The organism is Qaidamihabitans albus (genome assembly GCF_016464705.1).
GTDB lineage: Bacteria > Actinomycetota > Actinomycetes > Mycobacteriales > Pseudonocardiaceae > Qaidamihabitans > Qaidamihabitans albus.
Genome location: NZ_JAEHOB010000015.1, coordinates 148,594 through 160,225 on the forward strand (window position 1 = coordinate 148,594; position 11,632 = coordinate 160,225).

General features: G+C 69.7%; 9 protein-coding genes. 1 reads left to right on the forward strand and 8 read right to left on the reverse strand.

What is annotated here, in order from left to right:
• Positions 1-9: 9 nt before the first annotated feature.
• Positions 10-723 carry a GntR family transcriptional regulator gene (locus JAP66_RS25150; RefSeq protein ID WP_199434314.1) on the reverse strand — a complete coding sequence of 238 codons (714 nt, stop codon included), beginning with the start codon at positions 721-723 and terminating at the stop codon, positions 10-12.
• A gap of 190 nt (positions 724-913) precedes the next feature.
• Entirely contained in the window at positions 914-1,918 is a 1,005-nt protein-coding gene (locus JAP66_RS25155) for a tripartite tricarboxylate transporter substrate binding protein (RefSeq protein WP_199434315.1), read from the reverse strand.
• Positions 1,919-1,991: 73 nt separating this feature from the next.
• On the opposite strand from JAP66_RS25155, the gene JAP66_RS25160 reads away from it, so the two are divergent.
• Positions 1,992-2,693 (forward strand): cysteine hydrolase family protein, encoded by a 702-nt coding sequence (locus JAP66_RS25160; RefSeq protein ID WP_199434316.1) that lies wholly within the window; start codon positions 1,992-1,994, stop codon positions 2,691-2,693.
• A gap of 54 nt (positions 2,694-2,747) precedes the next feature.
• On the opposite strand, the gene JAP66_RS25165 is transcribed toward JAP66_RS25160, so the two are convergent.
• The 6 genes from JAP66_RS25165 to JAP66_RS25190 form a co-directional block, all read right to left on the reverse strand.
• Positions 2,748-4,430: a PEP-utilizing enzyme gene (locus JAP66_RS25165; RefSeq protein ID WP_199434317.1), complete on the reverse strand. Its 1,683-nt coding sequence runs from the start codon at positions 4,428-4,430 to the stop codon at positions 2,748-2,750.
• Positions 4,431-4,432: 2 nt separating this feature from the next.
• On the reverse strand, positions 4,433-5,671 hold the full coding sequence (locus tag JAP66_RS25170) for a M24 family metallopeptidase (RefSeq protein ID WP_199434318.1): 1,239 nt from the start codon (positions 5,669-5,671) through the stop codon (positions 4,433-4,435).
• Between the two features lie 677 nt (positions 5,672-6,348).
• The gene (locus JAP66_RS25175) at positions 6,349-6,783 is read right to left on the reverse strand and encodes an acyl-CoA thioesterase (RefSeq protein WP_199434319.1); all 435 of its coding nucleotides are present in this window, start codon (positions 6,781-6,783) and stop codon (positions 6,349-6,351) included.
• A gap of 61 nt (positions 6,784-6,844) precedes the next feature.
• Complete coding sequence (locus JAP66_RS25180; protein WP_199434320.1) at positions 6,845-9,817, reverse strand: bifunctional [glutamine synthetase] adenylyltransferase/[glutamine synthetase]-adenylyl-L-tyrosine phosphorylase; 2,973 nt, start codon at positions 9,815-9,817, stop codon at positions 6,845-6,847.
• Positions 9,818-9,855: 38 nt separating this feature from the next.
• Positions 9,856-10,611 (reverse strand): type 1 glutamine amidotransferase, encoded by a 756-nt coding sequence (locus JAP66_RS25185; protein WP_199434321.1) that lies wholly within the window; start codon positions 10,609-10,611, stop codon positions 9,856-9,858.
• Positions 10,608-11,474 carry a GNAT family N-acetyltransferase gene (locus JAP66_RS25190; RefSeq protein WP_199434322.1) on the reverse strand — a complete coding sequence of 289 codons (867 nt, stop codon included), beginning with the start codon at positions 11,472-11,474 and terminating at the stop codon, positions 10,608-10,610. Before JAP66_RS25190 ends, JAP66_RS25185 begins: the two co-directional genes overlap by 4 nt.
• Between the last annotated feature and the right edge of the window lie 158 nt (positions 11,475-11,632).

Below are 11,632 nucleotides of genomic sequence, written 5' to 3' on the forward strand. Positions count from 1 at the left end.
GGGCTTCTCCTAGACGATGTGCTCACGGGCGTCGTCGAGCACACGCAACGTCAGGTCGAGATGGGTTCGGGTCAGCTCGGCGCAACGCTCGGAGTCCCCCGCCGCGATCGCTTCGAGAATCAGCAGATGTTGCTCGTTCGCCATTTCGAACTGCTCGCGTCCCTGGCTGCGCAAGGCCATGGCGACGTACGGCGCCAAATTCCCCGACAGCGAGATCAACAGGTTGCGGAGGCGCACGGACGGGGTGGCGTCGAGAAGCTGTCGATGGAAGTCCTGATTCAGCTCCGCCCACAGCGCGGAATCGGTCTCCGTGCGCATTCGCTCTGCCAGCTCGCGTGCCCTGTCCACCACGGCACGCGAGGCCGTTGTCGCGACCTGGCGCATCGCCTCCGGCTCGACAAGCCGAGACAGCTGATGGATGTCCAACAGATCCTCGAAGGTGAGCTGGGACACCGTCCCGCCACGGTGCGCATCGAGCTGCACCAGCCCCTCGGTAGCGAGGTCACGCAGCGCCTCGCGGACCGGTGTCGTGCTGACGCCAAGGCGTTCGGCGATCTCCGACTGGACCAGGCGCGTGCCGCCCTGGAGCGTTCCCCTCAGGATCCCCTGCCGAAGCGCTTCCCGCACGTACTGGTGAGCTGTCCGACGAGGGCCACCCAAGGTCAGTGCGACATCTGGACCCAAGGCGGCGGCCAAACCTCCATCCTGAGTACCAAACGCCATAGGACACACCTTTCCTCGCCCACCCCCCGGGGGTCGGGACTCCCTTGTCTCGCCTCGACCGGCGCCGACTCGTGCGGCTCCAGCGCCTAGCGAAAATGCCATTACACACTGTACAACATATCGTGTCGGACAGGACTCGACGGCCCGACGCGCCGTCGCTGGCCGGGCCTTCGCGTCCGGGCGTCGGTGGTCACTTCATCGCTGCCGCCGCGTCCCGAGTAGCCTTCCGCTGCTCCTCGAAGTACTTGCGGGCTTCGTCCACATTCTGGTGGAGAACGGTGAAACCGGCCCCCTCCTCGTACTTCTTCTTGACCTCAGGATCCTCCAGAGCTTGCTGCACCGCCTCGTTCCAGGTCTGGACGATCTCGTCAGGAGTCTCCGGAGGCAGGATGAAACCCCAGGTCGTCACCAGCTTGACCCCCGGGTAACCGGCCTCCCCGAAGGTGGGCACGTCTGGGAACGCGTCCGAGGGAGCCGACAGCACCAACGGCTTGAGCTGGTCGCCGTCGAGCAGCGAGAAGCCGGAGACGGCGGAGTCGATGTGGCCGCCGAAGACCTTGAAGATGATGTCGCCGACACCACCGCTCACCGGGACGTAAGACAGCTCCATCCCCGTCGCCTTGTTGATCTCGCTCATCAGCAGTCGGCCGTTGTCACCGACCCCGGCGATCGTCATCCCGCCCGGTGCGGACTTCGCCTCGTCGATGAAGGCCTCAATCGAGTCGTACGGCGCGTTCTTGGACACGGCGATGATGTTGGGAGAGAACTCCGTCCATGCGATGTACTCGAAGTCGGCAGCTTTGAAACCGACATCTCCGCCCATGCTGAGGTTGACGATGTTCGGCGCCACCACGTTCGAGATCGTGCACCCGTCGGGCTCGGCGTCGGCAAGCGCGTTCCAGCCGACCGCGCCGTCGCCGCCCTCCATGTAGGTGACATTCAACCTCTTGCCGAGCGCGTCCTCCAGGGCCGGCTGCAACCGTCGAACCTGCTGGTCCGACCCGCCGCCCGGGGAGTACGGAACGATGACCCGGATGGTCGGGCAGTCGAGGCCGCCCTGCGCGTTGGAGGTGCCGCCTCCCCCCGGCGACGAGCACGCCGCCAGGACAAGCGCCGAGACAGTGACGAGGAGCACGATCAGTTTCCGTGTTCGCATGCTCGCGGCCTTTCTGAAGCGAGGACGGAGGGCAGGCACGTACCACTGTGGTATATATTACGTCGATACATTGCACAATATCGCACGGCCCGGAAACTCACCAGGGAGCCGCATGCACATCGACGCCGAGGACCGTAGCCAGTTCAAAGATGCGATGAAGGACCTGCTGATCATCGACCGGTCTCGTACGGTGGCGCTGACGATCGACCTGCAGCGCGAGTACCTCGACGAGTCGGTGGGCCAGTCGGTCGTCGAGCCGGACGAGGCCGAGCGGGTCCTGAAGGCCAACGAGCGCCTGCTGGACGCCTGCCGAGCCGCGAGCATTCCCGTTGTCCACGCCTACGTCGAGCGCCCCCAGCACGAGCTCGACGCCGGCTTCTACGCCGGGGGGCTGGCCTATCTCAAGGCCGCACAGGAGGCAGGGATCTCCCAGATGCCGCACCGGCCTGCCAGGACACGCATCGACCGGCAGGCCGGCGCACCGGAGGCAGAGGTGCCTGCGGGTCTGGTCGCCCCCTCGGACATCCACATCCGGGACAAGAAGAGCCTGGACAGCTTCGCCCACACCGAGCTGGAGTTCCTGTTCTCCCGGATCTTGCGCCCCACGTTCGTCGTCATGACCGGCATCAACACCGACACCTGCGTCTATGCGACGACCTTCACTGCTGCGAACCTCGGCTACTCGCCCATCGTCGTGACCGACTGCGTGGCGAGCATGCGAGGGAAGGACTCGCACCGGATGGCGCTCGAACTGATGTCTCGCAGCATCGCGTGGGTGCTGACCCTCGACGAACTTCTGGAACGGCTCGGCTGAACCTCCCCGGGCGCGGCTGTCGCGTGCCCGGCCGAGCCGGGCACGCGACGTCGCTTACGCGGTCTCCCGTAGTGGGTCACCGACCGGCAGAACCGACACCCTTCCGTTGTCTCCGTCGACCGCGATCAGCGGTTCGCTCCCGTCATCAGGGATCACGAGGTTGCAGCCGACCACGGTGGGGACCCCGATGGAGTGGGCGAACTCGATCAAGTGGGCCGACGTACTACCCGCCCGTGTCACCATGCCCGCCGCGTTCCACAACAACGGCGCCAACGCGGGGACCGGCTGGCCGGCGACGATGACGTAGCGCCCCTCCGGCGAGGGCGATCGCGACTCGCTGGTGAAGATGTACGCCCTTCCGGCGCCCGCTCCCGGCGCCGCCGCCCTGCCGTGATGGCACTCGCCCGCTGCCCGCACCACCCCGTGCACGAACGGTTCCCACCGGTCTGCGCCGAGCCGGGTCTCCGCCCAGGCCAGTCCCTCGGCGAGCACCCGCTCGAGCTCGTCCGCACCCAGCCGCCAGAATGACGCGTCCGAATCGAGTACTCCCGTGGAGCGCAAGTACCGCCGGACGGTTTCCAGATGGCCCAGGATCGACGCCGCTCGGTCCGGGCTGAAACTCGGCAGACCGGCCAGCACGTCGATGGCCGCGGCCGGGGCGCTGCCACGAAGGTTGCGCAGCACGCGCTCGGCCTCCGCCCTGGCGCTGCGCGGCGACCCACCCCACAGCTGCGCGACCAGTGCGTTCGCCTCGGCGCGGGCAGCCGCCAACGCAGCAGTCGGCGAGGTGTCGGAGGGCACGACGTCGGGCACCCGCCCTCCGAGCGCCGCCGCCCACGGCAGGACGAGCTCGTGTCCCAGCCGCCCGGGGCAGCGCTGAGTCCAGGCGGCTACCCGCACGGCGACGTCCGACAACAGGGTGGGCTCGACCGTCGCGGGGTGGGTCTCCCCCGGCGGGGACGCCACGGACGACCGCAAACTCTGCAGGAGGTACACGCGCCCCTCGGCGGCGGCCCACTCGATCAGTTGGTGTTCGAGCACCTCGTGGACCCGGCGGACCAGCCCCGCGACGCGCCGCGCCAGGTGCTCGTGGACATCCCCATGCTCACGGACGGAGTCGTCCGGCCCGACGGCCGATACGGAGCCCTCGACATGACCCTCCATCAGGGGGAACAGCGGGCCGGTTGTCGACGTGATCTCGACGCTGCCGTCGGCTCTGAGCGCAGCGGTGCCGCCGACATCAGGCTGCAGCTCGGGCTGCACCAGCACCGCCAGGCCGAGATCTTCCGGCGATGTGCCGGTGTTACTCGCCCTGTCGAGGACGCCGGCCGAAAATGCCGACCCCCAGCAGCCCCGGACCGCGGTGCCCAGGTCGTCGACCGTGATCCCGTGGAAGCTGGAGAACGCGCCCGACCATGTGCCGTCGGCCTCGAGGGGGCTCGAGGAGCGCACGATCAATGGCTCCGAGAAGCCGCTCAGTCGCGCGCACAGCTCGCCGAGCAGCTCTGCCTCAGGTTCCGTCTTCATGACCGCGAGCCGGGCGCGACCGGCGCTCCCGTGGGAGCCCAGCGCACCCGTCGCTGCGCTGACCACGTCGGCGGACTCCACAACGGGTACGACCACTCCGGGAAGCACCGGGAGACCGGCCGCGGACGCCACGGCCAGACCGGCGGCCTTGGCGCCCGCGACGGCGGCGTCGCGCGCTGCCTCGTCGGACAACGTCAATACGCGCGGCACGTTCAGCCTGCCTCGATGATCTCGTGCGACTTGTAAGTCGACACCATGTCGGCGCCGTCGTCGGTGACGATGAGCATCTCCTCGAGCCGCACGCCGTGATCGAACTTCTTTCCGTGCTGGGTCTCCAGCGCGAAGACCATTCCGGGCTGGATCTCCTGGGGATGGTCCAGGGACCAGATACGCGAGATGACCGGCTGGTCGTACTGGGCGAGCCCGAGTCCGTGGCCCCACAGGTTGGCGGCGGCCTGGTCCTCGTCGACGTAGCCCCATGCCTCGGCGGCCGAAGGCCACTTGCTGGCGATGTCTGCGGTCGTCACACCGGGACGAACCGTCTCGATCGAGTCCCACAGCCACTTGTGGGCGGTGTCGTAGGTTTGCCGGTGCTCGTCCGTGGGCTTGCCTCCCACACAGTAGGTGCGGTACACGCACGACTTGAAACCGTTCCAGGTCAGCGCCGCGAGGTCGATGATGACGAGCTCACCGGGACGGATGATGCGGTCGGAGAAGTTGCGCCAGTTCGGCCACGCGTTGGGCCCCGAGGACACGATGACGTCCTCGACGTCCTCCATGCCCGGGATCGAGTACAGGTACTCGAAGCCGAAGGCGGCGACCTCGTTCTCGGTCAGCCCGGGCTTCAGGAACTGGCTGAACTCGTAGTGCAACGCGTCACAGATGGCGCCCACAATGCGGACCGCCTTCTGCTCGTCCGGACTCTTGATGGCGCGTGCCTCCATCATCGGCGTCATGCCGTCGGTCCAGGTGATGCCCGCGCGCTCGAAGGAGCGGATCATGTTGATGTCGATGAAGTCCACGCCGAGTGGCTTGTCCCGCACGCCCGCGTCCTCGAGATCACCAAGGATGGCTTCGGTGAACTTGTCGACCTGCTGCGTGGACGCCGGCCCGGCCGCACCCTTGATCCAGGCGAAGGAGTGGCGGATGTTCTCCTTGGGGATCCACGGGTTGTGCACCTCGAGGTGGAAGCCGATGTCACCCTGCTCGTATACGATCGGCGCCTTGCCCTCGACGAGCAGGACATAGCGCAGACCCGGCTTCAACCGGTTCCAGCCCGGGGTGTACGTCGAGGAGACGTAGCGCATGTTCTCGTCGTACATGCACAGGATGGCACCCAGCCCGTGCCGCGCCATCGCCTCGCGTGCCCGTGACAGCCGCCACTCGCGGACCTTCGCCCAGTTGATGCCCTCCTTCCAGTCGCTGCTCAGGACGCCGAACGCTTCCTTCATGCTCGCTCCTCCAGATCCAATGCACCCACCCCGCACGCGCAGAGCCATGACAGTTTGCAAAATGTAGCATATCTCAAAGTGTTCGTCCGGGGCTTCGAGGCGCCGGTCAGCCTCGTGTACTCACGGCCGCTCGGCTTCCCCTGCCCGGACGCGTCCGGGAACCGGGGCCGATCGACAAGGACGTCTACGAGGTGCCACCCAGGAGGCGACGGGCGCCAAGCTCTTCACACCGGACGTGATCGGGACGGGGATCGCGTTCGAGCGGAGCACCAGATCGACCCGCTGCGGCTGTGCCCGCACCTTCACCCGAGCCTGCGTCAGTCGCTATAAGAAAGATGTAGTACCTGGTACGGGCGAACTGGTGGTTTGGTACCGGGAGTGCGGACGATGCGCGACAGGGTCCCACCCGAACACCGAGCCGAGGCCGGCCGACGTTCGCATATGTTCTTGCGGCCCACGACACCGCTGCCGCGGGAGCGCTCTCCCCTGGCACCCAGCGGGTCCGGGAATGCACGCATGTGGAAGCCAGGTGTTGCCGACTGGTGAGGGCTGTTGATCCCCACATACAGCAACGTCCCATACAGCAACGTCACACAATGTGACATCATGTATGGCACAGCGAGGAGCCCCGCCGCGAGCGCGGCGGGGCTCGACGACGTATCGACAGCCGCGCTGGATCACTCCTCGCCACAGAGCAGGCGGGTGTTCACCCCGGCCTGCTCGAAGCGGCCTCGCGGGTCCACGACGAGCTTGCGGCGGTCGAGGTCCATCAGCCCGAGCGTGCAGGTGATCTCGGCGGCGAGCGTGCCGTCGGCACGGTAGATGTCGGAGTCCATCCGGAACGTCTTGCCGCTGCCGAACTTCACCACGCACGTCACGTCGATCTCGTCGCCCGCCCGCAGCTCCCGCCGGAAACTGATGGTCGACTCGAGCATGACCGAGGCGAGCCGCTGGTCCTGGAGCCCGCCGTCGAGGCCGCCGGCCCGCTCCAGCAGTTCGAGCCTGGCCACCTCGCCGTAGGAGTGGTAGACGGCATGGTTGACGTGGCCCAGTGTGTCGAGCTCGTAGTGCCGCACCTTGATCCGGACCCGGAATGGTTCTCGTTCGGTCACGGTCCACACCCTAGGTTCGCCGCGCCCACCCGTCCCGCGAAGGTGAGCAAGAGCTGGGCGGTCAGCTCTCGTAGAAGAGACGCTCCACGACGGCGTGTCCGCGCCGCGTCGTGCGCCGGTAGGCGTCGAGGAACTCGCCGGGGTCGTCGTCGGCCGAGTAACCGAGCACGCGCGCGACCGCCGCCAGGCCCCGGCCCGACGGGGGCAGCTGGTCGACCGGCTTGCCCCGTACCAGCGTCGCCGCGTTCCTGGCCTTCGTGGCCAGCGTCCACGCGTCGATGAGCGAGCGGACGTCCGCGGCCTCGGCCAGCCCGGCGTCCGCCATCGCGTGCAAGGCCCCTGGTGTCGAGGTCGTCCGCAGCTCGGGCACCTCGTGCGCGTACCGCAGCTGGAGCAGCTGCGCGGTCCACTCGACGTCGGCGAGGCCGCCCCTGCCGAGTTTGGTGTGTGTGGTGGGGTCCGCGCCCTTCGGCATCCGCTCGGTGTCGACCCGTGCCTTGATGCGGCGGACCTCGCGCACCCGGATGGCGTCGAGGCCACCCTCGGGGTAGCGGAACGGATCGATGATGGCCGTGAACCGGTCGCCGAGCTCTTCGTCGCCCGCGATGAACCGTGCCCGTAGCAGCGCCTGTGCCTCCCAGACCTCGCTCCACCGTTCGTAGTACACCCGGTAGGACTCGAGGGTCCGCACGAGTGGACCGCTGCGACCCTCCGGCCGCAGGTTCGCGTCCACTTCGAGGGCGGGGTCCTGACTCGGTGCGCCGAGCGAGCGGCGCACCGTCTCGGCGACCGAGGCCGCGAACTTCAGTGCCTCGGAGTCGGCCGCGCCCTCCGCCGCCTGGCACACGAACAGCACGTCGGCGTCGGAGCCGTAACCGAGCTCCGCGCCGCCGAGCCGCCCCATGCCGATGACCGCGATCCGCGCGGGCTCACCACCGATCTCGGCGGCCTTGTACCGGATGGCCGCAGCGAGAGCGCTCTGGAGGACCGCGGCCCACACCGACGACAGGGCCCCGCACACGGCGGGCACGTCCAGCAGGCCGAGCAGGTCGGCGCAGGCGACTCGCAGCAGCTCGTGCCGCCGTAGCGACCGGGCCGCCGTGACGGACGCGCGGAGCCCGGGCTGCCTGCGGGCGGCTGCGCGCAACGACGTCGCCACCTCTTCCGGTGAACGTCCGGCGAGGCGCTCCGGATGTCCGAGCAGCTGCAGGACCTCGGGCGCCCGCACGAGCAGGTCGGGCACCAGCCGGGAGGTGCCGAGCACCGTCGCGAGCCGCTCCACGACCGCGGCCTCGTCCCGCAGCACGCGCAGGTACCAGGGGGTGTCCGCGAGCGCCTCCGAAACGCGCCGGTAGGCGAGCAGGCCGCCGTCCGGGTCCGGGGTGTCCGCGAGCAGGTCGAGCAGCACCGGCAGCAGGGCCTGCTGGATCGAGGCCCTGCGGGAGACGCCGGAGGTGAGCGCCTTGATGTGCTGCAGCGCGCCGTCGGGAGCCGCATAGCCGAGCGCGGCGAGCCTGCTGGCGGCCTGCTCGGTGGTGAGCCGCAGCGCGGCGGTCGGCACCCGTGCCACCGATTCCAGCAGCGGGCGGTAGAACAGCTTTTCGTGCAGGCGGCGGATGCGCTGCACGTTCCGGCGGAACTCGGCCGCCAGCAGTTCGCTCACCGAGCGGCCCCGTGCCGGCCGCATCCCGCAGGCCCGGGCGAGCCAGCGCAGTTCCGTGGTGTCGTCGAAGTCGGGGAAGAGATGCGTGCGGCGGAGCCTGCGCAGCTGCAGCCGGTGTTCCACCATGCGCAGGAACTCGTACGAAGACGCGAGCTCCGCGGCGTCGGCCCGGCCGACGTAACCAGCCGCACCCAGCGCTTCGAGTGCCTCCATGGTGGATCCGGACCGCAGGTCGGGGTCCACCCGGCCGTGCACGAGCTGCAGCAGTTGCACGGCGAACTCGACGTCCCGCAGGCCCCCTCGGCCGAGCTTGAGTTCACGGTCGGCGATCTCGGCAGGCACGTGCCGCTCCACGCGCCTGCGCATCTGCTGCACGTCGGGCACGAAGTTCTCCCGCTCCGACGCCGACCACACCATCGGCGCGACGAGTTCGGCGTAGCGCTGCCCGAGCTCGGCGTCCCCGGCGACAGGGCGAGCCTTGAGCAGCGCCTGGAACTCCCACGTCCGCGCCCATTTGCGGTAGTAGGCCTCGTGCCCGTCGAGTGTGCGCACCAGCGCGCCGGCCTTGCCTTCCGGGCGCAGGGCGGCATCGACCTCGAAACAGGCCGTGCCGACGATGCGCATCATCGTGGTGGCGAGGCGGGTGGCCGCCTGGATGTCCCCGTCCCCGACGAACACCACGTCGACGTCGCTGACGTAGTTCAGCTCCCGGCCGCCGCACTTGCCCATCGCGATGACGGCGAGCGTGGCGTCCGCGGCGCCGGGGACGTCGTGCCCGGCCACGGTGAGCCCGGCCCGCAGCGCCGCCTCGGCGAGTGCGGTGAGCGCGCTCGCCGTCGCGACGTAGGACGGCTCCGTCAGCTCCGGCTCCACCAGGTGTCCCAGGTCGACGGCGGCGATCTCCAGGAGCAGCCCGCGGTATCCGGTCCGCAGCGCCAGGGCCGCGTCGTTGCCGGTGAGCACATCGCCGTCGCGCCGGATCGCCTGATCGAGGGCCGCGCTGTAGTCGTCGGCGGCCGTGCACGCCACTCCGGCGAGACGCCGCCACTGCTCCGGCGTACTGACCAGGAAGTCGGCGAGGGCGCTCGAGGACCCGATCACGGCGAGCAGGCGTCCGCGCAGGACGGCGTCCACCCGCAGTGCCTCGGAAAGCTCCGGCCAGCCGGCGGGGTCGGCCTCGCGGATGCGGTCGATCGCACGGAGCGCGAGATCGGGGTCGGGGGTCCGGGACAGGGCCGCGAGTACGGGTTCGCCGCCGTTCGCCGGCCCCGACTCGCCCCACCAGCCGGCAGCACGAAGATCCGCCTCGGCGCGGTCTTCGGTGAACCCGAACCTCGCCGCGGACGCGGTCGGCCTGGCACGCTCTACCATCGGCTACCACCGTAGCCGCAGGCGCTCCCGGTTCGGCGTCAGGCGAGGGGAAGGGTGCGGGGGCGGGAGCCGGCGGGTTCCAGCTCGCCCGCGGCGAGGCGGACGAAGCGGTGGGCGAACGGCCGCCAGGTCTCGGCGAGGTCGGTGTGCGTCTCGGCGAGCGCGCCGGGCTCCAGGGATCCGGTACGTGCGGTTTCGGCGATCTCCGGCGCGTTCCCGGCCCAGTCCCGGACGGTCTCGGGGGTCGTCTCGATGTGGAACTGGAGGCCGTAGGCGAAGCGGCCCACGCGGAACGCCTGGTGCGGATATCGCGGTGCGGAGGCGAGCAGCTCCGCGTTCGGCGGCAGCTGGACGACGGCGTCCCGGTGGAACTGCAGCACGTCCTGCACAAGGGGCAGCTCGGCGCAGAGCGGATCCTTCCACGCGGCGTCCTTCTTCGAGACCAGCGCGGGACCGGCCTCGGGGCCGTCGGTGCCACGGTCGACCCGGCCGCCGGTGGCGACGGCGAGCAGCTGCGCCCCCAGGCAGACCGCCAGCGTCGGCGATCCGGTGCCCGCGGCCCTGGCGAGGAGCCTGCGTATGTCGGCGAGCCACGGATGGTCCCGGTCGTCCTCCGCCCCCATGCCGCCGCCCAGGCACACGACGCCCTGGTACTCGGCGGCATCCTGCGGGAGAACGTCGCCCGGTGGCCGCCGCACGTCGAGCTCCGCTCCGGCCTCGACGAGCCAGTCACCCAACGGGCCGGGCGGGTCGGCCGCATCGGGCTGGATGATCAGCAGTCGTGGGGTGCTCACACCGTCCAGGGTACGGACGCCTCCCCGGCCGGGCGGAGGGCCAGTTCGGCGGTCTCCAGTATCGGGCGGTAGCCCAGCCGCCGGTAAACCCTGTTCGACACCGGGTTGGTGGTGTCGGCGAACAGGACCACGTGCCGGACGCCGGCTTCCCGCAGCCGCCGGGACGCGGCCGCCGTGACCGCTGCCGCGTAGCCGTGGCCACGCAGTTCGGGCGGTGTGTAGACGTAGCCGATTCTCGACATCCCGCACTGCGGTTTCCTCGCGAGCGCCATGGCGACGGGCTCGCCGTCCACGCACCAGAGGCCGTACGTTTCACCGCCGTCGATCACCCGCGCCACGGCACCGGCCGGATCGGCCTCCGGCGGTGCCAGTGGCAGCGCCTCGCGCGTGAAGGCCTGCCGCCAGCGCGTGAGCAGGCCGGTGTCGGCCGCGGTGGCGAGGCGCGGTTCTCCGCGCACACCTACCGGTTCGGCCAGCTCACCGAGTTCGTAGAGGCGGTTGGAGTGTTCCCCGCTCACCGTCGCGCCGGTGAGCGCGCACCACTCGCGGGCGAACGCCTCCGCCTCGCGGCGTGGCCCGGTGACGCCGCCCAGGTGGGAGTGCGAGGAGGCCAGTGCGCCCGCGACCACGGGGGCCGCCTCGGCCGGCACGCCGCTCACCACCGCCGGGAACGGGGCGTGCCAGCTCAGGACGGCGCCGAGCCCATCACGATCATCGGCGCTGATCAGCGCGGTAGCCCCACCGGCGCGCTCGATGTCGCGCAGCGCGGTGAGCGCGCCGGTGTGCCGGACCGGATCGGCCGCGTAGAAGGGCCGCGCCAGCTCGGCGAACGCGCCGACATCGGTGTGCAGCGTGACATCCACCCGGCCAGCTTCGCAGCCACCCGGGCGACGGTCCAACGAAATACGCCGACATAAAGAAAACCCCGGGAACGATCGAGAGAATTCACATTCTCAACCGATCGTTCCCGGGGTTTCTAATTTGTGTACGGCGGTGTCCTACTCTCCCACACCCCTTCGGG

Excerpts from the sequence above, each read along its gene's own strand:
- JAP66_RS25150 (WP_199434314.1), bottom strand. The coding sequence starts at position 723 with ATGGCGTTTGGTACTCAGGATGGAGGTTTGGCCGCCGCCTTGGGTCCA.
- JAP66_RS25160 (WP_199434316.1), top strand. The coding sequence starts at position 1,992 with ATGCACATCGACGCCGAGGACCGTAGCCAGTTCAAAGATGCGATGAAG.
- JAP66_RS25170 (WP_199434318.1), bottom strand. The coding sequence starts at position 5,671 with ATGAAGGAAGCGTTCGGCGTCCTGAGCAGCGACTGGAAGGAGGGCATC.
- JAP66_RS25180 (WP_199434320.1), bottom strand. The coding sequence starts at position 9,817 with ATGGTAGAGCGTGCCAGGCCGACCGCGTCCGCGGCGAGGTTCGGGTTC.